24 protein-coding genes and 1 pseudogene are annotated in these 23,988 nt (G+C 68.4%); 16 read left to right on the top strand and 9 right to left on the bottom strand.

The window, feature by feature from the left end; all coding sequences use genetic code 11:
* Positions 1–215 precede the first annotated feature (215 nt).
* Positions 216–1,754, bottom strand: coding sequence for a MocR-like pyridoxine biosynthesis transcription factor PdxR (pdxR, locus tag J2W23_RS11715; protein ID WP_307648839.1), 1,539 nt, complete (start codon positions 1,752–1,754; stop codon positions 216–218).
* Between the two features lie 155 nt (positions 1,755–1,909).
* Between pdxR and J2W23_RS11710 the strand changes: the two genes are divergently transcribed.
* From J2W23_RS11710 to J2W23_RS11665, 10 genes are all read left to right on the top strand, one after another.
* On the top strand, positions 1,910–2,314 hold the full coding sequence (locus J2W23_RS11710; RefSeq protein WP_176659779.1) for a nuclear transport factor 2 family protein: 405 nt from the start codon (positions 1,910–1,912) through the stop codon (positions 2,312–2,314).
* Between the two features lie 113 nt (positions 2,315–2,427).
* A complete protein-coding gene (locus J2W23_RS11705; RefSeq protein ID WP_307648882.1) occupies positions 2,428–3,840 on the top strand; it encodes an NAD(P)/FAD-dependent oxidoreductase in 1,413 nt (470 codons plus the stop codon).
* Between the two features lie 197 nt (positions 3,841–4,037).
* Positions 4,038–5,636, top strand: coding sequence for an ABC transporter substrate-binding protein (locus tag J2W23_RS11700; RefSeq protein WP_307648838.1), 1,599 nt, complete (start codon positions 4,038–4,040; stop codon positions 5,634–5,636).
* Between the two features lie 10 nt (positions 5,637–5,646).
* Complete coding sequence (locus J2W23_RS11695; RefSeq protein ID WP_307648837.1) at positions 5,647–6,624, top strand: ABC transporter permease; 978 nt, start codon at positions 5,647–5,649, stop codon at positions 6,622–6,624.
* Complete coding sequence (locus tag J2W23_RS11690; RefSeq protein WP_373423920.1) at positions 6,621–7,547, top strand: ABC transporter permease; 927 nt, start codon at positions 6,621–6,623, stop codon at positions 7,545–7,547. The genes J2W23_RS11695 and J2W23_RS11690 overlap by 4 nt, the downstream gene beginning before the upstream one ends.
* Positions 7,547–8,608: an ABC transporter ATP-binding protein gene (locus tag J2W23_RS11685; protein WP_307648836.1), complete on the top strand. Its 1,062-nt coding sequence runs from the start codon at positions 7,547–7,549 to the stop codon at positions 8,606–8,608. The genes J2W23_RS11690 and J2W23_RS11685 overlap by 1 nt, the downstream gene beginning before the upstream one ends.
* Entirely contained in the window at positions 8,605–9,642 is a 1,038-nt protein-coding gene (locus J2W23_RS11680) for an ABC transporter ATP-binding protein (RefSeq protein WP_307648835.1), read from the top strand. Before J2W23_RS11685 ends, J2W23_RS11680 begins: the two co-directional genes overlap by 4 nt.
* Positions 9,639–11,321: an amidohydrolase gene (locus J2W23_RS11675; protein ID WP_307648834.1), complete on the top strand. Its 1,683-nt coding sequence runs from the start codon at positions 9,639–9,641 to the stop codon at positions 11,319–11,321. Before J2W23_RS11680 ends, J2W23_RS11675 begins: the two co-directional genes overlap by 4 nt.
* Positions 11,322–11,335: 14 nt before the next feature.
* The gene (locus tag J2W23_RS11670; RefSeq protein ID WP_307648833.1) at positions 11,336–12,301 is read left to right on the top strand and encodes a CobW family GTP-binding protein; all 966 of its coding nucleotides are present in this window, start codon (positions 11,336–11,338) and stop codon (positions 12,299–12,301) included.
* A 56-nt stretch (positions 12,302–12,357) separates the two neighbouring features.
* A complete protein-coding gene (locus tag J2W23_RS11665; RefSeq protein ID WP_176659771.1) occupies positions 12,358–12,831 on the top strand; it encodes a GNAT family N-acetyltransferase in 474 nt (157 codons plus the stop codon).
* A 9-nt stretch (positions 12,832–12,840) separates the two neighbouring features.
* Here J2W23_RS11665 and J2W23_RS11660 read toward each other — a convergent pair whose 3' ends face one another.
* Together J2W23_RS11660 and J2W23_RS11655 are read right to left on the bottom strand one after the other, a co-directional pair.
* The gene (locus J2W23_RS11660) at positions 12,841–13,239 is read right to left on the bottom strand and encodes a nuclear transport factor 2 family protein (protein WP_307648832.1); all 399 of its coding nucleotides are present in this window, start codon (positions 13,237–13,239) and stop codon (positions 12,841–12,843) included.
* Between the two features lie 84 nt (positions 13,240–13,323).
* Positions 13,324–13,662, bottom strand: coding sequence for a hypothetical protein (locus J2W23_RS11655; RefSeq protein WP_176659769.1), 339 nt, complete (start codon positions 13,660–13,662; stop codon positions 13,324–13,326).
* A gap of 107 nt (positions 13,663–13,769) precedes the next feature.
* Here J2W23_RS11655 and J2W23_RS11650 point away from each other — a divergent pair, with 107 nt between their 5' ends.
* The 4 genes and pseudogenes from J2W23_RS11650 to J2W23_RS11635 form a co-directional block, all read left to right on the top strand.
* Positions 13,770–14,990 (top strand): helix-turn-helix domain-containing protein, encoded by a 1,221-nt coding sequence (locus J2W23_RS11650; protein ID WP_307648831.1) that lies wholly within the window; start codon positions 13,770–13,772, stop codon positions 14,988–14,990.
* Between the two features lie 48 nt (positions 14,991–15,038).
* Positions 15,039–15,713 carry a Vgb family protein gene (locus J2W23_RS11645; RefSeq protein ID WP_307648830.1) on the top strand — a complete coding sequence of 225 codons (675 nt, stop codon included), beginning with the start codon at positions 15,039–15,041 and terminating at the stop codon, positions 15,711–15,713.
* Between the two features lie 42 nt (positions 15,714–15,755).
* A complete protein-coding gene (locus J2W23_RS11640) occupies positions 15,756–16,562 on the top strand; it encodes a DUF899 domain-containing protein (RefSeq protein ID WP_176659766.1) in 807 nt (268 codons plus the stop codon).
* An 18-nt stretch (positions 16,563–16,580) separates the two neighbouring features.
* A pseudogene (locus J2W23_RS11635) lies at positions 16,581–17,141 on the top strand (hypothetical protein); the annotation flags it as partial.
* Positions 17,142–17,359: 218 nt separating this feature from the next.
* Here the strand turns inward: J2W23_RS11635 and J2W23_RS11630 are convergent.
* A complete protein-coding gene (locus tag J2W23_RS11630) occupies positions 17,360–18,199 on the bottom strand; it encodes an alpha/beta hydrolase (RefSeq protein ID WP_307648829.1) in 840 nt (279 codons plus the stop codon).
* A gap of 64 nt (positions 18,200–18,263) precedes the next feature.
* Entirely contained in the window at positions 18,264–18,743 is a 480-nt protein-coding gene (locus J2W23_RS11625) for a helix-turn-helix domain-containing protein (protein WP_307648828.1), read from the bottom strand.
* 79 nt (positions 18,744–18,822) lie between these two features.
* Here J2W23_RS11625 and J2W23_RS11620 point away from each other — a divergent pair, with 79 nt between their 5' ends.
* Positions 18,823–19,695 (top strand): class I SAM-dependent methyltransferase, encoded by an 873-nt coding sequence (locus tag J2W23_RS11620; protein WP_307648827.1) that lies wholly within the window; start codon positions 18,823–18,825, stop codon positions 19,693–19,695.
* Here the strand turns inward: J2W23_RS11620 and J2W23_RS11615 are convergent.
* The 3 genes from J2W23_RS11615 to J2W23_RS11605 are packed head-to-tail and all read right to left on the bottom strand — an operon-like array spanning position 19,661 to position 23,287.
* Positions 19,661–21,232 (bottom strand): serine hydrolase domain-containing protein, encoded by a 1,572-nt coding sequence (locus J2W23_RS11615; RefSeq protein WP_307648826.1) that lies wholly within the window; start codon positions 21,230–21,232, stop codon positions 19,661–19,663. The two genes, J2W23_RS11620 and J2W23_RS11615, sit on opposite strands and share 35 nt — an antisense overlap.
* Positions 21,233–21,277: 45 nt before the next feature.
* Positions 21,278–22,963 (bottom strand): phospholipase D family protein, encoded by a 1,686-nt coding sequence (locus J2W23_RS11610; protein WP_307648825.1) that lies wholly within the window; start codon positions 22,961–22,963, stop codon positions 21,278–21,280.
* Between the two features lie 33 nt (positions 22,964–22,996).
* The gene (locus J2W23_RS11605) at positions 22,997–23,287 is read right to left on the bottom strand and encodes a GIY-YIG nuclease family protein (RefSeq protein WP_307648824.1); all 291 of its coding nucleotides are present in this window, start codon (positions 23,285–23,287) and stop codon (positions 22,997–22,999) included.
* A gap of 41 nt (positions 23,288–23,328) precedes the next feature.
* Between J2W23_RS11605 and J2W23_RS11600 the strand changes: the two genes are divergently transcribed.
* On the top strand, positions 23,329–23,589 hold the full coding sequence (locus J2W23_RS11600; RefSeq protein WP_307648823.1) for a helix-turn-helix domain-containing protein: 261 nt from the start codon (positions 23,329–23,331) through the stop codon (positions 23,587–23,589).
* 98 nt (positions 23,590–23,687) lie between these two features.
* Here the strand turns inward: J2W23_RS11600 and J2W23_RS11595 are convergent, their stop codons facing one another.
* Positions 23,688–23,873: a hypothetical protein gene (locus J2W23_RS11595; RefSeq protein WP_176659757.1), complete on the bottom strand. Its 186-nt coding sequence runs from the start codon at positions 23,871–23,873 to the stop codon at positions 23,688–23,690.
* Positions 23,874–23,988 lie beyond the last annotated feature (115 nt).

The following is a 23,988-nucleotide window of genomic DNA, read 5'->3' as shown; positions in this document are numbered from 1 at the left end:
GGAGCGCAGCGTTTCGCGGATCAGGGCTCGCAGCTGTTTGAGCGAAGCGAGTTCTGCGAGACCCCGCGAAACGCGAGCACCGCTGGTTGCCCCGTAGCAACGCGAAGGGGTCGCAGACAGCGGGGTCGCCTTTTCTTTGCTTACTTTCTTTTGGCGAAGCAAAAGAAAGTGAGTCGCCCGCCGGGGCGAGACCCGGCCTCGGAAAACAAATTAATTCAATGCGTTCGAAGCCCCGCGGCCCGCTTCTCGCCGCGCGCCAACGCCAGCTCCTCCACCGCCATCCCCAAAGCCCGAATCCCAGCCGGAATCTGAGAAGCCGCAATAGAAGACAACCTCAGCCGAAAGAACGGACAAGGATACGGAGGCCGAGCAAAGAACACATCCCCCGCCTCGATCAGCACACCATGGTTGCGAGCCATGAGAGACAGCTCATTCGCATCCACCCACGTAGGCGCCTGCACCCAGATCGAAGCCCCTCCCGAAGGCAGCCGGAACTCGAAATCCGGCAAGTGATCCCGCAGCGCCTGCGCCGCAATCGCCAACCGCTCCTGCATCGCGTGATTCACCCGCCGCGCATGCGACTCGTGATGCCCCAGCGAAAGAAACAGCGCATACGCGTGCTGCAAGAACGCACTCGGATGCCGAACCATCGCATGCCGGATCAACCGCAGCTCCTTGATCAACGCCCGAGGCGCCACGATGAACCCCAGCCGCAAAGCAGGCGACAAACTCTTGGACACCGACCCCACATAGATCACCCGCCCCGTCTTGTCGAGACTCTTGAGTGCAGGCATCGGCGCACCTTCGTAAAGGTTCTCCGCCTCGTAGTCGTCCTCGATGATCACGAAGTCCTGCAGCTCGGCCTTGCGCAGCAGCCACTGCCGCCGCTCCAGGCTCAGCGTCGCGGTGGTCGGGCTCTGGTGCGAGGGCGTGACGAACAGGTAGTCGGCGGCGGGCAGCGCATCGACCACGAGGCCGTCTTCATCGACATCCACCTCCACCCACTTGGGCTGCCGCAGCGAGAAGCTGTTGCGCGCATGCGGGTGGCCGGGCTCCTCCAGCCCCACGCGCGTCTGCTCGTCGAACAGCGCCTCGGCCAAGAGGTAGTACGCATGCTGCGCCCCCATGGTGACGAGGATCTCCTCCTTCAGCGCGAACACGCCGCGCTTGGGCAAGAGGCGGGTGCGGATCTGCTCGATGAGGTCGGGCACATCGTCGGTCTCGAAATCGGGCGTCCAGTGCGGCAGCTGCGACCTTGCCAGACTGCGGGCGCAACATTCGCGGAAGTCTTCGGTCGGGAAAAGCTGCGGGTCGTAGTTGCCGTAGACAAAGGGGTACGGGTAGTCGCGCCACCGGTCGGGCTTGGAGAGCGTGGGTTTGTCGACCAGCGAGCGCAGCACGCGGCCCGACCAGTCGGGCGGCTGGCTCGCCTGGCCGCTGCGGCCGACCAGCGGCTCGGCATGCACCGCGGAGAGCGGGCGCGCGTTGTGCGCCACGAACACACCGCTGCGCGGGCGCGCCTCGAGAAAACCTTCGTCGATCAGTTGCAGGTACGCCGAGGTCACCGTGTTGCGGCTCAGCCCGAGCAGCGCCGCCAGTTCGCGCGACGAGGGCAGCGGTGCGCCGGGGGCGAGGTGCTCCTCGAGGATCGCCTGCACCACGGCGGTTCGCAGGCGCGCCTGCAGCGGCAGCGCCGGTTGATCGGGCAGCGCAAAAAGCTGCGCCCACTGGGTGGATCGCGGGTTCGGGGGCATGGTGCGCCGCAGTTTAGGACAGGCACCCCCTTCGTGGTGCCCCGGCAATGCCCCATGGCGTTCTGGCTCGGTCGAATCACCCCATCTGGCCCTATCGCGCCGCCACCCGGCTGCCTACGCTTGTGCCATTCATTTCTTCCGCTCCGGAGTTCCGCGTGACCGCCCAACCTTCTTCTTCAGTGACCACCGACACCCTCGCCGCCTTCAGCGACGCCTGGAACCGCCACGACATCGACGCACTGATGGGCTTCATGACGCCGGACTGCATCTTCCAGACCGCGGCAGGCCCCGACGCCTGCGGCACCCGTCACGTGGGCACGGAGGCGGTGCGCAAGGCCTTCGCGGGCGCCTGGCAGGCGGTGCCCGATGCGCAGTGGATCAACGGCCAGCACTTCGTGCACGGCGATTTCGGCACCTCGCAATGGACCTTCACCGGCACCGCCGCCGACGGCAGCCGCATCGAGACGGACGGCATCGACGTCTTCACCTTCAGGGACGGAAAGATCCACCTGAAGAACGTGTTCCGCAAGGCCCGGCCGAACCTGCCGGCAGCGAAGTAGCTGGGCGGCAACGACCTGTCTTTTTCACCTGGAGCCCTCTCATGACCATCGCAGCAGGGACCGCCCGATTCAACAGTGACGCCAGCGCCGCGACCATCGACGGCGCCGCCCCCATGCAACCACCGCAAGACCCGTTCCGCCCCTACGACCCGCAATACGACCCGCTGCTCGCGCCCGACCCCGGCGCCGGCCGCGCGTACGCGCCCACCTGGTGGGTGGCGAGCGCAGGCACGCCGCCCGAAGACGACGGCCCCCTGCTGCAAGACATCGACGTGGACGTGGCCATCATCGGTTCGGGCGCCACGGGCATGGCGACCGCGCTCTACCTCGCGGAGGAACACGGCATCCAGGCCACGGTGCTCGAAGCCAACCAGGCGGCGTGGGGCTGCTCCAGCCGCAGCGGTGGCCAGGGCCAGAACGCGAGCGGGCGCCTGAAGCGCTCGCAGTGGATCGAGCGCTGGGGCCTGGACACCGCGAAGAAGCTCGACGCGGAAATCCGCAGCGGCTTCGAGAATTTTCGCCACCTCACGACGCAGATCGATTGCGATGCCTTCGATGGCGGCCATCTCTACCTTGCGCACCGGCCCGAGAAACTGGTCGGCCTCGAAGCCGAGGCCCGCCTGATGCGCGAGACCTTCGGCTACGCCACCCGCATGATGGGCACCGAGGAACTGCGGCGCGACTACTGCGACGAGCGCGAGGCCAAGGGCGCGATGTTCGAGGCCGAGGGCGTGGGCATCCATCCGCTGAAATTCACCTTCGGGCTGATGCGCCGCGCGCGCGCGCTGGGCGTGACGGTGCACACCTCGAGCCCGGTGCAGGGCTGGCACACCATCGACGGCGTGCACCACCTGCGCACCCCCGCCGGCACGGTGCGCGCGCGCCGCGTGGCGGTGTGCACCGGGGGCTACACGGGGCAGGCGCTGAGCCCGATGCTGAAGAACCGGATCATGCCGATCCTCTCGAACTCGGTGGTGACGCGGCCACTGAGCGATGCGGAGCTGGCCGCCACCAACTTCAAGTCGCACACCTTCTTGACGGACACGCGCACGCTGCGCTTCTACTACCGGCTGCTCAAGGGCAACCGGCTGCAGATCGGCAGCCGCAGCGCGGTGAGCGGCGCGGATGCCGAGGATCCGGTGCACCTGAAGCTGCTGACCGATGCGATCGCACGCAAGTTTCCGCCGCTCACCGACATCCGCATCGACTACTCGTGGTGGGGCTGGGTCGACATGAGCCACGACATGATGCCGCGCATCACGCAGCCCGATGCGGCCAAGAAGATCTGGTATGCGGTCGGCTACGGCGGCAACGGCGTGTCGTTCTCGACATGGGCCGGCAAGCGGCTGGCCGAGCGCGTGGCGGGCAAGGACACGGGCAAGGATGTGTTCGAGCTGCCGATCTATCGCTCGCCACTGCCGTTCCCGAACGTGATGGGCCTGGTGGAGTCGCGCGCATTCGCGCCGTTTCGGCGCATCGGGCAGCGCGCGCTCTACAAGTGGTATTGGCTGCGCGACGAGAAATAGGCGGGCCGCGCACCGCCCGCGCGCATTCACCGAAGTGGCGCATGCCGCTGGTGCACAACGGGGCAAACCCGTGGCTTCTGGCCCTGCGAGTCGCGCGCGGTTGGCTCTTCGCCTGCAAGCAGCCAGCGCCTATCTTCGACGCCAAGGCCCGAGCGGCCGAAGCCTGTTGCCTGTGTCGAACTTCCAGAGGTCCTGCCATGTCCCTTCCCCGTTTCACGCGCCGTGCCACCCTGCTCTCGGCCGCCTCGGTGGCCGCGAGCGCGCTGCTCCCGCTGCCCGCATCGGCCGCCGACGAGCCCAGGCGCGGCGGCACGCTGGTGATCGGCAGCACACAGACGCCGCGGCACCTGAACGGCGCGGTGCAGTCGGGCATTGCGACCGCGATGCCCTCCACGCAGATCTTCGCGAGCCCGCTGCGCTTCGACGACAAGTGGAACCCGCAGCCGTACCTGGCCGAATCGTGGAAGCTCGCCGACGACGGCAAGTCGCTCACGCTCAAGCTGCGCAAGGACGCGGTGTTCCATGACGGCAAGCCGGTCACCTCGGCCGACGTGGCGTTCTCGGTGATGGCCATCAAGGCGAACCATCCGTTCACCACCATGCTCGGCCCGGTCGAGAAGGTGGAGACGCCCGATGCGCAGACGGCCATCATCCGCATGAGCGTGCCGCACCCGGCCATCGTGCTGGCGATGTCGCCGGCGCTGTGCCCCATTCTTCCGAAGCACATCTACGGCGACGGGCAGGACCTGAAGAACCATCCGCGCAACACCACCGACGTGGTGGGCTCGGGCCCGTTCCGCGTGACCGAGTTCAAGCCGGCGCAACGCATCGTGCTGGAGCGCTTCGACAAGTTCTTCCTGGCCGGCAAGCCCTACCTGGACAAGGTGATCGTCAACGTCACGCCCGACATGGCCAGCCTCATGCTCGGCCTGGAGCGCGGCGACATCCAGATGCTGCCCTTCGCCACGCTGCCCACGGACCTGCGCCGCATGGCGACGGACCCGAAGGTGTCGCTCACCTCCAAGGGCTACGACGGCATCGGCGCGCTCAACTGGCTGGCCTTCAACACGGCGAAGAAGCCGCTCTCGGACGTGCAGGTGCGCAAGGCCATCGCGACGGCCATCGACAAGAACTTCATCGCCAAGGCGCTCATGGGCGGCTTCGCGACCGTCTCCGACGGCCCGCTGGTGGCCGCGAGCCCCTTCGCGGTGAACGACCTCGTGCGCTACCCGCTCGACCTGAAGAAGGCCGGCGAAATGCTCGATGCGGCGGGCTACAAGGCGGGCGCGAACGGCGAGCGCTTCAAGCTCACCATCGACTACCTGCCGGGCGCCGACGACCAGCAGAAGAACGTGGCCGAATACATCCGCGGCCAGCTCAAGAAGGTGGGCATCACGGTGGAGGTGCGCGCCTCGGCCGACTTTCCGGCGTGGGCCAAGCGGCTGGCCTCGCACGACTTCGACATGTCGATGGACCTGGTGTTCAACTGGGGCGATCCGATCATCGGCGTGCACCGCACGTACCTGTCGACCAACATCAAGCCGATCGTCTGGACGAACACGCAGTCGTATGCCAACCCGAAGGTGGACGAGCTGCTCAACACCGCGGGCGGGCTGATCGATCCGACCCAGCGCAAGGCCTACTACGCGACCTTCCAGAAGATCGTGACGGACGACCTGCCGATCGAGTTCATCAACCAGGTGCCCTACCACACCATCGCGAGCAAGAAGCTGGGCAACGTGCCCGCCACCATCTGGGGACCGCTCTCGCCGATGGACGAGGTGTACTTCAAGTAGGGCGAGCGCCATGGGAACGCTTCGCTACGCCGCCTCGCGACTGCTCCAGGCCCTGGGCCTGGTGCTCGCAGTGGTGGTGCTCAATTTCGTGCTGGTGCACGCCGCGCCGGGCGACCCGGTGGAAACCATCGCCGGGGCCAGCGGCGGCATGTCGCCCGAGCTGATGGCGCAACTGCGCACGCAGTACGGGCTGGACCAATCGCTGCCGGTGCAGCTGGGCGTGTACCTGGGCAAGGTGGCGCGGGGCGACCTGGGCTACTCGTACTTCTTCAATTTGCCGGTGACGGCCATGATCGCCGAGCGTGTGCCCGCCACGCTGCTGCTGGTGCTCAGCGCGGTGCTGCTGGCCTTCTTCGTGGGCACGGCGCTCGGGGTGCTGTCGTCGCGCAAGCCCAACGGTTGGCTCTCGCAGTTCATCACGGTGCTGTCGCTGGTGGGGTTCGCGGCACCCGTCTTCTGGCTGGGCATCATGCTGGTGATCCTGCTGGCGTCGGTGTTCCCCATTCTTCCGGTGGCGGGCATGCGCTCCATCGATTCCACCGGCGGCGGCGGCCTGAAGGACATGCTCGACGTGGCGCATCACCTGGTGCTTCCCACGCTCACGCTGAGCCTGGTGTACCTCGCGCAGTACAGCCGCCTTGCGCGCTCCTCGATGCTGGACGTGCTGGGCTCGGACTTCATCCGCACCGCGCGCGCCAAGGGGCTGGCCGACCGGGTGGTGCTCTACAAGCATGCGCTGCGCAATGCGCTGCTGCCGGTGGTCACGGTGCTGGGGCTGCAGTTCGGCAACGTGCTGGCCGGCGCCATCCTGGTGGAGACGGTGTTCAACTGGCCGGGCCTCGGCCGGCTGGCCTTCGAGTCGGTGCTGCGGCGCGACTACCCGACCATCCTCGGCGTGCTGCTGTTCTCCTCGGTCGTGGTGGTGGTGATGAACCAGCTCACCGACCTCTGCTATCGCTTCATCGACCCGAGGATCAAGGCCTCATGAGCAAGGTGATCACGATGCCTTCTGTCGCCGCATCTTCAAAAGCTTCCAAGGCGCCCAAGGCCCCGCCCGCGGCGGTGCGGGTGGAGCACCCGGGCACGGAAGCGATGCGCATGTTCCTGCGCAACCCCGCCGCCATCGCCGGCATGGTCATGCTGGTGCTGATGCTGGCGGTGGCCATCGCCGGGCCCTGGGTCTACCCGGCCGACCCGTTCGAGATCAAGGCCGCGCCGCTCACCCCGCCCTTCAGCGAAGACGCGTGGCTGGGCAGCGACTACCTCGGGCGCGACGTGCTCACCGCGCTCGTCTACGGCGGACGCGCCACGCTGCTGGTGGGCGCGGTCGCCGCGCTGCTGTCGGTGGTGATCGGCATCACGCTCGGTGCCTTCGCGGGCTACTACGGCGGCAAGGTCGATGCGGCGCTGATGAAGCTCACCGAGTTCTTCCAGGTGCTGCCCGCCCTGCTCTTCGCGATGGTGGTGGTCACCCTCTTTTCGCCCACGCTGGTGACGGTGACGCTGGCCATCGGCATCGTCAGCTGGACCGGCACCGCGCGCCTCACGCGCGCCGAGTTCATGAAGTACCGCGGGCTGGAGTTCGTGCGCGCCGAGCGGGCCATTGGCGCTCGCGATGCACGCATCATCTGGAAGGTGATCCTGCCGAACGCATTGCCGCCGCTGGTGGTGTCGGCCACGCTGGCCATCGGTGCGGCCATCCTGTTCGAGGCGGGCCTGTCGTTCCTCGGGCTGGGCGATCCGAACCAGATGAGCTGGGGCCTGATGATCGGCTCGAGCCGGCAGTACGTGCTTTCTTGCTGGTGGGCGGTGGCCTTTCCGGGCGCGGCAATTTTCATCACCGTACTGGCCGTGAGCCTCATCGGCGACGGACTGAACGATGCCCTCAACCCCAAACTGAGGGAGCGCTGATGGCCACGCGCAACGACGACGCACTGCTGCGAGTGCAGGACCTGCATGTCGAGTTCAAGACCCGCCGCGGCCAGGCGCTGGTGCTCAACGGGGTCGACTTCGAGATCCGCGCCGGCGAAACGCTGTGCGTGGTCGGCGAGTCGGGCTGCGGCAAGAGCATGACGGCGCTGGCGCTGCTGCGGCTCATTCCGTCGCCGCCCGGGCGCATTCGCGACGGCCGTGTGCTGTTCCAGGGCGAAGACCTGGTGCAGGCGAGCGACGCGCGCATGCGCGAGGTGCGCGGCAACCGCATCTCGATGATCTTCCAGGAGCCGATGACCTCGCTGAACCCGGTGTTCACAGTGGGCGACCAGATCGGCGAATCGCTGCAGCTGCATGCCGGCATGAACGCGCGCGAGGCACGCGAGCGCACCGTGGAGATGCTGCGCCAGGTGGGCATTCCGGCGCCCGAGCGGCGCGTGGACGAATACCCGCACCAGCTCTCCGGCGGCATGCGCCAGCGCGTGATGATCGCCATGGCGCTGGCCTGCCGGCCCGACATCCTCATTGCCGACGAACCCACCACCGCGCTGGACGTGACGGTGCAGGCACAGATCTTCGACCTGCTGCGCGAGCTGCAGCGCGAGAAGGGCACGGCCATCATGCTCATCACGCACGACATGGGCGCGGTCGCGGAGATGGCCGACCGCGTGATGGTGATGTATGCCGGCCGCGTCATCGAACAGGGCACGACCGAGCAGGTGCTGTCCGAACCCGGCCATCCCTACACGCGCGGCCTCATCGACTGCCTGCCCGAGCTCGGCAGCAGCGCGGCCCGGGAAGGCGACGCGCGCGAAGACCTCGCCGAAATCGCGGGCGTGGTGCCCTCGATCTGGGAGCTGGGCACGGGCTGCGCCTTTCGCGAGCGCTGCCCGCGCGCCATGGACCGCTGCGCGGCCGAGGTGCCGCCGATGTTCGCGGTGACTGGCGAAGCGGCGGCCGGCACGCCGCATGGCGCGGCCTGCTGGCTGCATGCCGAAACCTTCAAGATCCTCGAAGCACGCGAACGGGAGGCGGCATGACATTCATCGGCAAGACCGACACCCTGCTCTCGGTCGATGACCTGAAGGTGCATTTTCCGCGCGGCAAGTCCGGCTGGGGCCGCAAGCCCGAGGTGGTGAAGGCGGTGGATGGCGTGTCGTTCGCGGTGCGCCGCGGGAGCACGCTCGCGGTGGTGGGCGAATCGGGCTCGGGCAAGACGACGACCGCGTTGGCGGTGATGCGGCTCGCGCCCGTCACCTCGGGCCGCATGCAGCTGGGCGACACCGACCTGGGCGCGCTGCAGGGCGAGGCGCTGCGGCAGGCGCGCACGCGCATGCAGATCATTTTCCAGGACCCGTTCTCCTCGCTCAACCCGCGCGAGCGCGCGGGTGCGGCGGTGCGCGCGCCGCTGGATCTGATGCGCGTCGGCACGCCCGAGGAGCGCACTCGCCGCGTGGCCGAACTCTTCGAGGCCGTGGGCCTCAGGCCCGAGCAGCAGCACCTGTTTCCGCACCAGTTCTCGGGCGGGCAGCGCCAGCGCATCAACATCGCGCGGGCGCTGGCCACCAACCCCGAGCTGGTGGTGTGCGACGAGCCGGTGTCGGCGCTGGACATCGCGATCCGCGCGCAGATCCTCAACCTGCTCGCGCGGCTGCAGCGCGAGCTGGGGCTGACCTATCTTTTCATCTCGCACGACATGGCGGTGGTGGAGCACATCTGCGACGACATCGCCGTGATGTACCTGGGCCAGATCGTCGAGCGCGCGCCGCGGCGCAGCTTCTTCGCGCGGCCGCTGCATCCGTACAGCGTGGCGCTGATGTCGGCGGTGCCGACGGTCAGTGGCGGCCGCCGCCGCGCCGCGAACCGCATCAAGCTGAGCGGCGATCCGCCCAGCCCCATCGATCCGCCCAAGGGCTGCCGCTTCGCAGGGCGCTGCCCCGTGGTCGAGCCGGCCTGCGCGGCCGAGCTGCCGCCGCTGCGCGAGGTCGCGCCCGATCACTGGGTGCGCTGCAGGCGCGTCGATCTCGTCGACGGCCGGCCGCACCCGCCTCTTTCGATTCCAGAGTCGCCATGAGTCCAAACCACGCAACCACCACCGTCTACGCCGCCCGCAAGATCATCACCATGAACCCGATGCAGCCGCACGCCACCCACGTGGCGGTGCGCGACGGCCGCGTGCTGGCGGTCGGCGCGCTTGCGGACATGCAGGCCTGGGGCGCGTTCACGCTGGACGAACGCTTTGCCGGCAAGGTGCTGATGCCCGGCCTCGTGGAGGGCCACTGCCACCTGAAGGAAGGCAGCATGTGGGACTGGACGTACCTCGGCTGGTTCGACCGCCGCGACCCCTCGGGCAAGACCTGGAGCGGCCTGCGCTCGATGGACGAGGTGGTGGCGCGCCTCACTGAGGTGGCCGCGAAGATGACCGCCGACGGCGTGCCCGACACCGAGCCGCTCATCGCCTGGGGGTTCGACCCGATCTACTTCGGCGGCGAGCGAATGACCGTGCGGCATGTGGACCGCGCGAGCGCCACGCGCCCCATCGTCATCGGCCATGCCAACGGCCACCTGATGAACGTGAACAGCGCGATGCTGCGCATCGCCGAGATCACGCGCGACAACGAGGTCGAGGGCGTGGTCAAGTTCGCCGGGGGCACGAGCGAAGGCGAGCCCACCGGCGAGCTGCAGGAGCCGGCCGCCATGTTCCTGGTGCTGCGCAAGATCGGCAACGCCGGCCTGCTCGCGCCGATGACCGAGGCCGGCGTGCGCTCCTTCGCGAAGCTGGCCTGCCTGCAGGGCGTGACCACCGCGACCGATCTGGTGAACAAGCTCACGCCCGAAGACTGCGGCGTGCTGGAGACGGCGACCGGCGACGACGGCTTCGGCGTGCGCATCCTCCCCGCGTTCCAGGCCTTTCACGGCACGCACGGCGCTGCCCTCGGCGCGGAGCATGTGAAGAGCCTCGTGCCGCGCAACACCGACCGCCTGCGCTACGGCCTCGTGAAGATGATGCTCGACGGTTCGATCCAGGGGTTTTCGGCGCGGCTGCGCTGGCCGGGGCATTTCAACGGCGCGCCCAACGGCATCTGGGTCACGGCGCCCGCGCAGTACGAGGCCGACTTCGAGACCTACCACCGCGCCGGCCTCACCATCCACACGCACACCAACGGCGACGAGGCGAGCGAGGTCGCCATCGACGCCATCGAACGCGTGCTCACGCGCGCGCCGCGACCCGACCACCGCCACACGCTGCAGCACGGCCAGATGATCGACGCGCCGCTGTTCCGCCGCATGGCGTCGCTGGGCCTCTGCGCCAACCTCTTTGCCAACCACATCTGGTACTGGGGCGACCAGCACTACGAGATGACCATGGGCCCCGACCGCGCCAACCGGCTCGATGCCTGCGGCAGCGCGCTGGCCGCGGGCGTGCCGCTGGCCATCCACTCCGATGCGCCGGTCACGCCGCTCGGGCCGCTCTTCACCGCGTGGTGCGCGGTGAACCGCGTGACGCCCAAGGGCCGGCTGCTGGGCGAGGCCGAGCGCATCACGGTGGCCGAGGCGCTGCGCGCCATCACGCTCGGCGCGGCCTGGACGCTGAAGCTCGACGGCGAGATCGGCAGCATCGAGTGCGGCAAGTGCGCCGATTTCTGCGTGCTCGAAGACGACCCGCTCGAGATGGACCCGATGGCCCTGAAGGATGCGCGCGTGTGGGGCACGGTGCTCTCGGGCCGCGTCTTCAAGGCGCAATACGCTTGAACGGAGCTCCCGTGATGCCGACGAGAAAACGCCTGCCGTTCACCGTCATCGGCGGCTTCCTGGGCGCCGGCAAGACCACGCTGCTCAACCGCTGGCTGCGCGAGGCGAAGGGCCTGCGCATGGCGGTGCTGGTGAACGACTTCGGCGCGCTCAACATCGATGCGGACCTCATCGCCGCCACGCACGGCGACACGCTCGCGCTGACCAACGGCTGCGTGTGCTGCCAGATCGGCGACGACCTGGGCCGCGCGCTGGTCGAGGTGATCGAGGCGAAGACGCCGTTCGACGCGGTGGTGATCGAGGCGAGCGGCGTGTCGGACCCCTGGCGCATCGCGCAGATCGGCATGGCCGCGCCGGAGCTGAGCCTGGAGGGCGTGATCGTGCTGGTCGACGCCAGCGCCGCGGCGCGGCAATCGCGCGACCCGCTGCTGGCGGACACGCTGGCGCGACAGCTGAAGTCGGCCGACCTGGTGGTGGTCAACAAGATCGACCTGGCGAGCGAAACGGCCCTGGCCGAAGCGCGGGCCTGGGTGGACGCCACCGCGCCCGGGACGCCGTGCATCCAGACCGCGCAATCGACGGTGCCGCTGTCGCTGCTGAGCGGCCTGGCGCTGCCTGCGACTGCGCACGCGGCGGTTCATGCCTGCGGCCCCGACTGTCATCTCCATGACCACCACGATCACGCGCCCGACCACGGCGCCCTGTTCGCGACCTGGAGCGCGCAGCCCGAGACGGTCATCCCCGCCGCCGCGTTGCGCGCCTGGCTGCGCGAGCTGCCCCCCGGCGTGCTGCGGCTCAAGGGCGTGCTGCGAACCGGCCATGGCGCGGGCGGCGACGAATGGTCGGAGGTGCAGTTCGCGGGCCGCCATGGTTCGCTGCGCAAGGCCGCACAACCCGACGGCGCGCGCGCGGCCGTGGTGGCGATCGGGCTGCGCGAACGGCTGCCGGAGGCGGCGCTGGGCGATTTCTTCTCCCGCTGAGCCCGGGGTCGTGTTGCAATCGCACGTTTTTTCAACAACGTGCAGGCAGCCGACGCATGACGACGACCTCTTCTTCCCCTCTCCTGATCCGCCCTGCAGTGCCCGACGACTACGCGGGCTGGAAGCCGCTCTGGGACGGCTACAACGCCTTCTATGGACGCGAGGGCCCGACCGCGCTGCCCGACGAGATCACGCAGGTCACGTGGCAGCGCTTCTTCGATGCGTACGAGCCGGTGCATGCGCTCGTCGCGGAGCGCGACGGCCAGTTGGTGGGGCTCACGCACTACCTCTTTCACCGCAGCATGACGCGCATCGAGCCGACCTGCTACCTGTCGGACCTGTTCACGTTGTCATCGGAGCGCGGCAAGGGCGTGGGCAGGCAATTGATCGAAGGTGTGTACGCACATGTGAAGCGCGTGGGCGGCCACCGCGTCTACTGGCAGACGCATGTGACCAACACGGCGGGGCGCACGCTCTATGACAAGGTGGCCACGCACGACGGGTTCATCGTGTACGGCACGCTGGTCTGAAGCCTCGGGTTACGACAGCGACGATGCCGCCTGCAGCATCGCGCCCATCTTCTCGTGGATCAGGTTGACGGCCTTCAACGGCCGCAGCATCACCTTGAACTCGGTGATCTTGCCTGCATCGTTCCACTTGATCATGTCGACGCCGTTGACCGAGATGCCATCGATCTCGACCTCGAATTCGAGCACCGCATCGTGCTCGCCCTTGAGTTCGCGCACGTAGCGGAAGCTTTCGTTGAAGAAGACGTGGAAGGCCGCGCCCAGGTACTTCGCGGTGATGGCCTTGCCCAGTTGCGGCTTGTGCACCACGGGCGAAAGAAAGACGGCGTCGTCGTCCAGCAGGGCATCGAGCCCCTTCACGTCACGCGCTTTCACGAGCCGGTGCCAGGTGGCGAGAGTGTCGATCGACATCAAGTGTCTCCTCATGCAATGGGGCGCGCCAGTCTATCCGCCTGCACCCGCCAGTGGCCGCCGCCGTCCGATGGGCCGGATCGATCAGTACTTGATGGTGACGCCCGCCTTCACCCCGTTGTTGGCCTTGCCGTCGGAAGTCACGCCGCCGTTGAACGACAGGCTCCCGCCCGTGCTGCCGCCGAGCGAGTAGACAGGCCGCGGCATGGAGGTGTCGGTGCCGATGTACGTGCCGCTGCCGTCGGGGCGCTGAACGCCGACGGTCGCGCCCTTGGTGTAGGCCGAGGTTTCGGTCGAGTTGACGTTGGGCGCCACGTAGACGGTGCCCTTGTCGCTGCTTTCGATGGGCACCTTCACCTCTTCGGCGGCGGCGAACGAAGACCACGCGACCACGCTGGCGCCCACAAGGATCAGTTTGTTCATGCGCCGATCCTGCGGACCGTGCCGCGAGATGCGTGTAGGACAGGAGGAAGCATGCCGGCCGGACACGTAGGCCGGTGACTGTCTCCGGTCGGTGTAGCCTCCGCGCCATGGACTCCCTGATCGCCGCCTCCGCACGCGCCCTCGCCGCCGGGGATGCACTCGGCGCGCTCAAGCGCGTCGCCCTGCGCGACGATCCGCCCGCGCTGGCTCTGCGCGGCATCGCGATGGCGCAACTCGGCGAACACCCGCGCGCCCGCGAACTGCTGCGCCGCGCCGCGCGTGCCTTCGGCGCGCACGAAGAGCTGGCGCGTGCGCGCTGCATCGTCGCCGAGGCCGAAGTGGCGATGGCGATGCGCGACCTGGGCGGCACGCCACGCGCGCTCGCGGCAGCCGCGGCCACGCTCGAAGCGCACGACGATTTCGCCAATGCGCGGCAGGCGCGGCTCATCGCGGCGCGCCGTCTGCTGCTGCTCGGGCGCCTCGACGAGGCTGCCGCCGCGCTGGCGCTGCTCGATGGCCAGGCGCTGTCGCCGCCGCTGGCGGCAGTGGCCGAACTCACTGCGGCCGAGCTCGCGCTGCGCTCGCTGCGCATCGGCCCCGCGCGTGCCTCGCTCGCCCGTGCGCACCAAGCGGCCGGTCGCGCCCGCGTACCCGCGCTTGCGGCGGAAGTGGCGGAGGCGCTGGCCGCGCTCGACCGCCCCGCCGCGCGCCGGCTCTTTCCCGGCGGCGAGCAGGCGCTGCGGCTGGACGAGGTCGCCGCACTCCTGGCCTCGGATGCGCTGGTGGTCGATGCCTGCCGCCGCGGCGTGGGCGCCGGCGATGCGTGGCGGCCGCTCGCGCGCCGGCCCGTGCTGTTCGCGCTGGCGCGTGCGCTCGCGGAAGCCTGGCCGGGCGACGTCGAGCGCGAGGCGCTGATCGCCTACGCCTTCAACACCCGCCACCCCGACGAAACGCTGCGTGCGCGCCTGCGCGTCGAGATCGGCCGCCTGCGCGCGCTCGTTGCGGCAGAGGCCGGCATCGAGGCGACCGCGCGCGGCTTCGCCCTCAAGCCGCGCGACGGGCGCGAAGTGGTGCTGCTGGTGCCGCCCATCGACGGCGAACAGGCCTCGCTGGTGGCGCTGCTGTCCGACGGCGCGGCATGGTCGACCTCGGCCCTCGCGCTCGCCCTGGACGCCAGCCAGCGCACGGTGCAGCGCGCGCTCGCCGAACTGGAGGCCGAGGGGCGCGTGCGCGCCATCGGGCGGGCGCGGGCGCAGCGCTGGCTCGCGCCGCCGCTCGCGGGATTCACGACGATCTTGTTACTCCCCTCTTCGCTGCCGATTGCATAAAGTTGTCTCCAAGGCGCCGGTCCGCGGTGCCCCCACAAGGAGCCAGCGATGAGCAACAAGAGAGACAGCAGCACCCAGCCCGCGCCGCGCATGGCCGAGGTCGTGCGCGAGTACGGACCCTTCGACGGCGTCGACAAGGTGGGCGGCGTGACGCACGACGGCCAGCGCGTCTGGGCCGCCACCGGCGCGCGGCTGATCGCCTTCGACCCCGACAGCGGCGAACAGACCCGCGCGCTGCACCGCGCCGCCGACGCCGGCACCGCCTTCGATGGCAAGCACCTCTACCAGATCGCCGAGGAGCGCATCGACAAGATCGACCCCGCCACCGGCGACGTGCTGAAGTCGATTCCCGCACCCGGCCACGGTGCCGACTCGGGCCTTACCTGGGCCGAAGGCAGCCTCTGGGTGGGCCAGTACCGCGACCGCAAGATCCACCAGATCGACCCCGCCACCGGCGCGGTGTTGCGCACCATCGAATCGAACCGCTTCGTGACCGGCGTGACCTGGGTCGATGGCGAGCTGTGGCACGCCACCTGGGAAGGCGACGAGAGCGAACTGCGCCACATCGACCCCCAGAGCGGCGCCGTGCTCGAACGGCTGGAAATGCCGCGCGGCGTGAACATCAGCGGGCTCGAATCCGACGGGGCCGATCTCTTCTATTGCGGTGGCGGCGGCACAGGAAAAATCCGCGCCGTGCGCCGCCCGAAATCCGCCAGGGCCTGAACACAGGCCTGAATGGTCCATCGACTCAAGGAGAACCACGTCATGAACACCGCCGTTGCAGAAACCACCAACCTGAAGAACCACTCCGTCGTCTCGAAAGACCGATGGCTGGCCCAGCGCAAGGCGCTGCTGGCACGCGAGAAGGAACTGACGCACCTGCGCGACCAGATCGCTCGCGAGCGCCGCGCCATGCCGTGGACCCGCGTCGAGAAGAACTACACCTTCGACACGCCCGAAGGCCTGCGCACGCTCGCCGATCTCTTCGAAGGCCGCCGCCAACTGGTGGTGCAGCACTTCATGCTCGGCCCGGAATGGGAGCAAGGCTGCCCGAGCTGCTCGTACATGGCCGATCACATCGCGGGCATGAAAGTGCACCTGGAGCACCGCGACGTGACGATGCTGGTCGTCTCGCGCGCGCCGCTGGCCGAGATCGAGCGCTTTCGCGAGCGCATGGGCTGGCAGTTCAAGTGGGTGTCGGCATACGACAGCGACTTCAACTACGACTTCGGCGTGAGCTTCAGGCCACAGGAGTGGGCCGAGGGCAAGGGCGAGGTCTACTACAACTACAGCGTGCGCCCCTTCCCCGCGCAGGAGGCGCCCGGCGTCAGCGTGTTCTATAAGGACGACGCGGGCGAGGTCTTCCACACCTATTCGACCTACGAGCGCGGCGTCGAAGTGATGATGGGCACGTACAACCTGCTCGACCTCGTGCCCAAGGGGCGCGACGAACACAACCCGGTGCATGCGATGGATTGGGTGCGGCACCACGACCGCTACGAGCCGCAGCCGCTGGCCGCGAAGCCGGCGGCAGGTTCGTGCTGCCACGGCGACGACCACGGCAACCACTGAGCGCATGGAGATGATGTCGTGGCAGCCGCAGACCTCTGGCCATGGCTCGCCGTCGCGGGGATCGGCGCCCTTCACGGGCTGAACCCCGCCACCGGCTGGATGCTGGCCGCCGCGTGGGGCGTGCGTTCAAGAGATCAGGCACAGGCACTGCGGGCGCTGATGCCGATCGCGGTCGGGCATGCGGCATCGATCGGGCTGGTGGCAGGCGCGGTGACGTTCGGCCTCGCGATGGACCGCGTGTCGATGCAAGTGCTTGCCGGTGGACTGTTCGTTGCGGCCGCGGTGCTTCACCTGTGGGGCCGGACGCCCAAGGCTGCGCGCGCACCCGCAGGGCACGCCGGGCTGGCGCTCTGGTCCTTCATGATGTCTACCGCGCATGGGGCGGGGTTGATGCTGGTGCCGGCCTTGATTCCTCTGTGCATGACAGATGGCGCAGGCACGTGGATTGACGCATCCGGTTCGCTGATGCTCGCGTTCGCGGCGGTCGGTGTTCACACGGCGGCAATGCTCGCCGTGACAGGCTTGATCGCCATCGGGGCTTGCCGTGGCTTTGATGCGGCTGCCTGCTGGCTTCGGAGCGCCTGCTACTTGCGCACGCGCCCGCGCTTGAATCGCAAGAACATGCCGATCGCGAGTGCCGCCAGTATTCCGCCCAGCATGAACTGCCCGACGATGGCGGCGAACGCGGCACCGGAGATCAATCCCACACTGATCGCGCCGTCCACCAGCTGGAGGAATGCCTCCAGCTTGCCGGGGCGTTGAAACTTCATCACTGGCTTCTCGAATTCAAAGGCAGCTTACGCCGCCTTCGGCTCCGGCAATATCGCCGTCAGCGCAAAGTCGATGAGCCGCAGCCACGTCTCTTCGAGACCCATGATGTTGTAGTGGTCCGACGCTGGAATGGTCTCCACGGACACCGGCGTCGGCCATGCCGCGATGAGTTTTTGCGAGCGCTCGGGCAGCACGACATCGTCGCGCTCGGCCAGCAGCACCTGGGTCTTGGCTGCGACCTCCGCGCAGTGCGTGAGGGAGTCGAAGCGGTTGCGCAGCAGCAGCGACAACGGCACGAGCGGGAAGCGCTTTTTCGCAACCTCCAGCATCGAGTCGTAGGGCGTCACCAGCTGCAGGCTTTCGAACGACTGCCGCGCCACGAGCTGGATCGCCACGCCTGTGCCGAGGCTTCGGCCGACGACGTGCAGGCGCGCGTTCGGAAAGGCCCGGCGCAGATGCTTCGCGAACTGCGCGCCGTCGTCGACGGAGGCAATTTCCGAAGGGTGCCCCTGCGAGTCGGCCACGCCGCGGTAGTTGATGGCGGCGAAGCCGAAGCCTTCCGGCAGCCAGTGCAGCGTCTGCGCGGTGGCGCGAACGTCTTCGCTGCGGCCCGCGAAATAGATGAACAGGTCCTGCACCGCGGCCTCGCCCTGCGGGTGGTAGACATAGCCGCGGACCATGCCGCCCGGCACCGTGTGCGAGTAGGTGGAGAAGTCGTCCGACAGCTGGACGACCGGATGCTTGCGGGCATTGAAGAGGATGTGCCCCTGCCGCGTGGCGAGCAGGGTCCAGTAGGCGGCGAGGCTGCCGATGGCGGCGGCCGAAGCAGAGAGCGCGATGCGGGCGACTTTGGCTTTGGAGAGCAAGATTATTTTCCTGAGCAGCGAGGCAGGTGGCGCGAGGCCTGTGTTTGTGTACTTGGGTAGCGCCCTAGTTTCGCCTCGTTCCTGGGTCCGGTTGTGTCAGGATTTGATTCCCCGGCGGGTGAGGTGATTTCCTCTTCTTTCGCCCGCCGATGGCGCCCGACCCGGCCGCCTTCAGGATGCGGCGGAACGTCGGGCATTCCATGTGGCTCGGTGCGGGGCACACGGCCGCGTGGCGCAGGCCGTCGCGCATGGCGCCCAGCTTTCGGATGGTGCGGTCGAGCTCGTCGGCTTTGGCGGCGAGCATCTGCCGGTCGATGCGCGGCGCGCCCTCCGGCGCGAACATGCGGGCGATTTCATCGAGTGAAAAACCGGCGGCGCGGCCCACGGTAATCAATGCCAGCCGCTCCAGCACGCCCGGATCGAACAGGCGGCGCAGTCCGCGCCGGCCGGTCGAAGCGATCAGCCCCTTCTCGTCGTAGAACCGCAGCGTCGAGGCCGGAATGCCCGACTGCTGCGCCACCTCGGCAATGTCCAGATGCTGCACCGCTTGACCTCAAGTCGACTTGAAGTTGCACAGTCTAGCTTCCGCCTTTTTGCAGAGGCACGCAAAGGACACAGACACCATGGACGCCACGCAACCCACCCCCACCGACCAGGCCGTGCTCTGGAACGGACGCGCAGGCCGCGCCTGGATCGACGCACAGGCGACGCTCGACCGGATGTTCGCCCCGTTCGAGGACCTGCTCGCCGACACGGTGCGCGCCACCTCCGCGCGACGGGTACTCGACGTCGGCTGCGGAACGGGCGGCACCACGCTGGCCGCCGCCCGGGTAGCCGGCGCGCAAGGCGACTGCCTCGGCGTCGACATCTCGGAACCGATGGTCGCGGTCGCTCGCAAACGCGCCGCAGGGGAAGGCTCGACGGCCCGTTTCATTGCCGCCGACGTGCAGGCCCACGCCTTCGAGGCCGCGAGTTTCGACCTCGTGATCTCGCGCTTCGGCGTGATGTTCTTCGACGACCCCGTGGCCGCCTTCGCGAACCTGCGCCGAGCATCGAGCACCCACGCACGGCTCCGGGCCATCGCATGGCGAAGCGCCGCGGAGAACCCCTACATGACCGCCGCCGAGCGCGCAGCGGCGCCGCTGCTGCCGAACCTGCCAGTGCGCGCGCCGGGCGCGCCGGGGCAGTTCGCCTTTGCAGACCGGCACCGGGTCGCGTCCATCCTCCAGGAGAGCGGATGGGGCGAGATCGACATCCAGCCGATCGATGTGAACTGCACCTATCCCGAGAAGGAACTGGTCGGCTATTTCACGCGGCTCGGCGCTGTCGGCCAGGTTCTGGAAGACACGGACGAGGCGACACGCCGGCAGGTCACCGACACCCTGCGCACCGCCTTCGATCCGTTCGTGCATGGCGACGAAGTGCGCTTCACCGCCGCCTGCTGGATGATCGCGGCGACGGCTACTGCGCCGCCCGCCCCTGCATCTGCGTCTTGAAGCCGCGGTTGTTCTCGAAGGCCACATTCACCCGCTGGCCGTCGAAGCGCAGGGTGTACATCGTCACCTCGTCTTCTCCCAGCACGCGCGAGTCGATGCGAAAGCTCTGCGCGTCGACCCAGCTGCCCTTGACCGCGACCGGCGCGTTGGGGGCCTTGCCGTTGACGCGGTAGAGGCCGTCGAGCCCGAGCGGTCCGGTGAAAGGCTGCACAGCCGCTCCGGTCGCGCCCTCGTCACCGCGGTCGAACACGATCTCGTAGCTCGGCGTGGCGGCCTTCAGGTCGAGCACCAGGCGGCTCACGCCGAGCGCATTGCGATCGAACTGCCAGACCTTGCCGGAGATCGCCGCCGCAAGCTCGGGCGTCGGACCGACCGCACTGGGCTTCTCGACGGCTGCATCGCGAATGCGATCGGCCAGCTGCGCCTCTGCGGCGGTGTCCGCGGGCAGCGGCCCGGCCGAGCGGACGGCGGCGGTGACCATGTCGATGAACGGCGGCAGCCGGAAGTTGCGCCGGCTCGTGGTCACGGCCACCACGTCGACCTCGGGCAGCACGACGATCAGTTGCCGGTTGTAGCCCGCCGCGATATAGGCGCGCTTCTCCGGAATGGTCCACCAGCCGTTGGCATAGCTGAAGGCCGGCGCGGCACCGAAGCCCATGTCGACGGACGCCTTGAACACCTGCTCCACCCAGTCGGCGGGCAGCAGTTGCCGGCCCGCCCACTGGCCCTTGCGAAGGTAGAGATAGCCGATCTTGGCCATGTCGCGCGGCTGCAGGTAGAGGCCGAAGCCACCGGCCTCGATGCCCTGCGGGTCCCGGGTCCAGCGCACGTCGCCGATGCCCAACGGCTCGAACAGGCGCTTCTGCGCATAGGCCAGCGTGCTGCCGCCGGTCTTCTTCGCGACGATGGCCGACAGCAGGTGCGAGTTGCCGCTGTTGTAGTTGAAGCCCGCACCGGGCGCCTGCGCCATCGGGCGGTCGAGCACGAAGCCCTGCCAGTCGCGGCTGCGGCGCAGCTGGATCAGGCTCTCGGGCACGCCGGCATCGAGCTTCTCCTTCCAGTCGAGGCCCGAGGTCTGGTCGAGCAGATGGCCGAGGGTGATCGACTTCTTGGCGGCATCGGCGTTGGCCACCGTGCGTTCGGGAAAGAACGCGAGCACGGGCTGGTCGCGCGAGGCCAGCAGGCCGTCTTGAATCGCCATGCCGGTGAGCGTGCCGACGACGGCCTTGGTGACCGAGTTGACCGTGTGCTTGAGGCCCGCGCGGTACGGTGCGTAGTAGGCCTCGGCAACCACCTTGCCGTGGCGCGTGATGAGGATGCTGTCCAGGCCGTTCGCCTCGCCGCGTTCGACCAGCTTGGCGAGCGCTGCCGAATCCATGCCCTGTGCTTCGGGCGTGCTCGCGGTCCAGCCTGCGGTGGGCCAGGCGGCGGGCTCGTCGGCGGGTGCGGCCAGCGCGGCCTTGAGCGGCAAGGCTGCGAACAGCAATGCGGTCGCGAAGCGGGCCAGTGAGGAAGGGGGCTTTCGGTGCACGCGCATCGCCGGTCTCCGCGGTTGTTTGGCGCCGATCATATCGGCGCCCAACTACAGCTCCTGCTCGGGAATGAACGGCGCCAGGAGGCGCAGCCGCAGGCGTTGCCACGCGGTGGTTTCGGGCGGCACGTCGAACACCGTCTGCTTGCCGTCGTCGTCTTCCTCCACCCATTCGACGCTCTGGCCATTGGCGCCCAGGCGCAGCGTGTAGGCGCTGCCCGCGTCCGCGAAGCTCTCCAGCTGCCGCGCCATTTCCTCGCTCTGGATGATGATGCCCAGCTCGGTGTTGAGCCTCGCGGAGCGCGGGTCGAGGTTCATCGAGCCGAGGAACACCTCCTTGTGGTCGAGGATCGCGTTCTTCATGTGCAGCGCGCCGGTGCGGTGCCCGAAGACGCCGAGCTTGCGCCGCTTCACGCTCAGCGAGGGGCTGATCTCGGAGATGGAAACGCCCGCCGCCAGCAGTTCCCTGATGTGCGGCCAGTAGCCCACGTAGACCCAGGGCTCGTCGGTCGATGCAAGCGAGTTGGTCACCAGCTCCACGCCCAGGCCGGCCTTGCGCGCCCGCACGAGGTTCGCCACGGCCTCGTCGCTGGGCACGAAATAGGGCGACACCATCTTGATGTTCTTGTCGGCCGTCATGAGCCACCGGACGACGCCTTCGGTGACGGTGCCCTTGATCGAGCCTTCGCGCTCGTTGAGCCCCTGCGTCTTCGTGAGCGGATCGAACAGGACGCGTGCGTTGGCCCACAGCAGCGGACTCAGTTGGCGCTTCGCCAGCTCGAACGGAAGATTGAGCATGGGCACGAGCTCGAGCGGCAGCAAGGGCGGATCGCCCGGGCTCGGATGCAGCGGCCTGCCGTCCCGCGGGATCTCGGTCGCCTCGGGCGGCCTGGCCATCGCGGTCTGGCGCTCGAAGTGGTCTTGCAGCTGCGCGCGGCTCAACCCGCTGTGCGCGATACGCTCGAGCGGATACACGACCTCGCTGTTCCAGTAGTGGTCGAACTCGGCGGACAGGTCGCGCACCACCGGTCCGGCCGCGAAGGTGTCCATGTCGATGAAGTTGCTGCCCTCGGCGTTCATCACATACTCGTCGGCCATGTTGCGGCCACCGGCCACGGCCGCCGCGTTGTCGGCAACGAAGAGCTTGTTGTGCATGCGCCGGTTGACGCGGCGGAACTCGAACACGCCCGAACTGATGAAGCGGGTGGCCATGCTGCTTCGGCCGCCCGGAAACGGATTGAACAGGCGCACCTCGACGTTGGGGTAGCTGGCCAGGCCGAGCAGCAGGTCGTCTTCGCCGGAGGTGTAGAGGTCGTCGACCAGCAGGCGCACCCGAACGCCGCGTTCGGCGGCATCGCGCATTGCGCGCATCAGCGCGCGGCCGGTGTTGTCGCCTGGCAGCAGGTAGTACTGCACGTCGAGGCTGCGGGTGGCGAGTTTCGTGAGTTCGATGCGTGTGGCGAACGAATTGGGACCATAGGGCTGGAGACGGAACCCCGAGCGGCCATCGGTGGGGAGCACCTTCTGCGTGATGGCGCCAAGGGGCGTCTGCGCGTAGTCGCCGATGGCGGTGGTCGGCGGCGCGGCGACCTGCGGAGGCAAGCTGGAGCAGGCCGCGAGCACGGCGGCAAGGCCCAGCGCGAGGACCGCGCGAAGCGCCGACCGGGCCTCGATTCGCAGTGGCAACGCCTTGCCGCGGACAGAAGCGAGGAAATCCAGGAGCATCTTTGTCGCCATGCGCTTTTCTCTCTTCCTGCGGCGGACCGCGAACTAGGTATCGGCCTCGAAGAAGGCGAGCTTGCGGGTTCGGGGCAGTGCTTTCACCTTGAGCTCCGCCCGCAATGCGGCCCCCTTGTCCGGATAGACGCGGGCGGCAAGCACGCGCAACGGCGGACGTGCGCGGGTGAACTTGGCGCCGAGCCCGAATACGTGCTGGAAGAAGCGCTGCTCCACATCGAGCGCGATGCCCGCGTAGTACACGCCGCCTTCGCACTCCAGGAGGTAGAGCCAATACGGGGTGGGCGTGGAGGCGCGTTCGGGCGCGGGCTGAGGGTCTGGCACGGTTCGGGGCACGGCCGGATTGTGCAGCGACAATCTCCGCCATGGCTCAAGGCAAACGCATCTCGGCAGACATCGACAGCGACGCCCTCCAGGCGATCAGGCACATGGGGGCACAGGCCAAGCTGGCACGCACCCGTGCCGGCGAAGGCCAGTCGGCCGCCGCCGCGCGCTTGGGCGTTCATGTCCAGACGATCGCGCGGATCGAATCGGGCGAGCCGGGCGTCGCCATCGGGCACGTGCTGGGCATGCTGGCGCTCTATGGCATCGCGACGAAAACGATCGATCCAGGGGACACCGAATGACGCACATCAGGAAGATGTGCCATGACGGGTGCAGCAGCGCTTTTGCTTGCTTGATGCATCGCCGATGAAGGCCCCCGCAGGGCAACTGACTGCGCGGCCTAGCGCTTGAACAGCTTGTACGCCCCGAACGCCAGCAACACGACGGCGAAGACCAGCATGCCTGCGGATTTTCCGGCCGAGTAGCCGGATTCGGCGCCGGCCGCAGCCTGCGGGAGATTCATCCAGCGGGTCACTGCCCATCCACCCCACACGACGGCGATCACCCCCTGCACCTTGTTCCCCATGAATCCGCTCCTTTGCTTGTTCTGGGGCGCGATGATATCCAGCGGAAACCTCGTCAAGATCGCGCACCACCGCGCGGCCCGAGCCAGCGATTCGCGACGATCTTGTTACTCCCTT

It is taken from the genome of Variovorax boronicumulans, from assembly GCF_030812215.1.
Taxonomy (GTDB): domain Bacteria; phylum Pseudomonadota; class Gammaproteobacteria; order Burkholderiales; family Burkholderiaceae_C; genus Variovorax; species Variovorax boronicumulans_C.
Note: the sequence above shows the minus strand (reverse complement) of the source record. Positions and strands in the feature narration are given on the sequence as shown.

What these genes read in the sequence shown, in the direction of transcription:
- pdxR (WP_307648839.1), bottom strand. Translation starts at nt 1,754, where the DNA reads ATGCCCCCGAACCCGCGATCCACCCAGTGGGCGCAGCTTTTTGCGCTG.
- J2W23_RS11705 (WP_307648882.1), top strand. Translation starts at nt 2,428, where the DNA reads ATGCAACCACCGCAAGACCCGTTCCGCCCCTACGACCCGCAATACGAC.
- J2W23_RS11700 (WP_307648838.1), top strand. Translation starts at nt 4,038, where the DNA reads ATGTCCCTTCCCCGTTTCACGCGCCGTGCCACCCTGCTCTCGGCCGCC.
- J2W23_RS11695 (WP_307648837.1), top strand. Translation starts at nt 5,647, where the DNA reads ATGGGAACGCTTCGCTACGCCGCCTCGCGACTGCTCCAGGCCCTGGGC.
- J2W23_RS11690 (WP_373423920.1), top strand. Translation starts at nt 6,621, where the DNA reads ATGAGCAAGGTGATCACGATGCCTTCTGTCGCCGCATCTTCAAAAGCT.
- J2W23_RS11685 (WP_307648836.1), top strand. Translation starts at nt 7,547, where the DNA reads ATGGCCACGCGCAACGACGACGCACTGCTGCGAGTGCAGGACCTGCAT.
- J2W23_RS11680 (WP_307648835.1), top strand. Translation starts at nt 8,605, where the DNA reads ATGACATTCATCGGCAAGACCGACACCCTGCTCTCGGTCGATGACCTG.
- J2W23_RS11675 (WP_307648834.1), top strand. Translation starts at nt 9,639, where the DNA reads ATGAGTCCAAACCACGCAACCACCACCGTCTACGCCGCCCGCAAGATC.
- J2W23_RS11670 (WP_307648833.1), top strand. Translation starts at nt 11,336, where the DNA reads ATGCCGACGAGAAAACGCCTGCCGTTCACCGTCATCGGCGGCTTCCTG.
- J2W23_RS11665 (WP_176659771.1), top strand. Translation starts at nt 12,358, where the DNA reads ATGACGACGACCTCTTCTTCCCCTCTCCTGATCCGCCCTGCAGTGCCC.
- J2W23_RS11660 (WP_307648832.1), bottom strand. Translation starts at nt 13,239, where the DNA reads ATGTCGATCGACACTCTCGCCACCTGGCACCGGCTCGTGAAAGCGCGT.
- J2W23_RS11655 (WP_176659769.1), bottom strand. Translation starts at nt 13,662, where the DNA reads ATGAACAAACTGATCCTTGTGGGCGCCAGCGTGGTCGCGTGGTCTTCG.
- J2W23_RS11650 (WP_307648831.1), top strand. Translation starts at nt 13,770, where the DNA reads ATGGACTCCCTGATCGCCGCCTCCGCACGCGCCCTCGCCGCCGGGGAT.
- J2W23_RS11645 (WP_307648830.1), top strand. Translation starts at nt 15,039, where the DNA reads ATGAGCAACAAGAGAGACAGCAGCACCCAGCCCGCGCCGCGCATGGCC.
- J2W23_RS11640 (WP_176659766.1), top strand. Translation starts at nt 15,756, where the DNA reads ATGAACACCGCCGTTGCAGAAACCACCAACCTGAAGAACCACTCCGTC.
- J2W23_RS11620 (WP_307648827.1), top strand. Translation starts at nt 18,823, where the DNA reads ATGGACGCCACGCAACCCACCCCCACCGACCAGGCCGTGCTCTGGAAC.
- J2W23_RS11615 (WP_307648826.1), bottom strand. Translation starts at nt 21,232, where the DNA reads ATGCGCGTGCACCGAAAGCCCCCTTCCTCACTGGCCCGCTTCGCGACC.
- J2W23_RS11610 (WP_307648825.1), bottom strand. Translation starts at nt 22,963, where the DNA reads ATGGCGACAAAGATGCTCCTGGATTTCCTCGCTTCTGTCCGCGGCAAG.
- J2W23_RS11600 (WP_307648823.1), top strand. Translation starts at nt 23,329, where the DNA reads ATGGCTCAAGGCAAACGCATCTCGGCAGACATCGACAGCGACGCCCTC.
- J2W23_RS11595 (WP_176659757.1), bottom strand. Translation starts at nt 23,873, where the DNA reads ATGGGGAACAAGGTGCAGGGGGTGATCGCCGTCGTGTGGGGTGGATGG.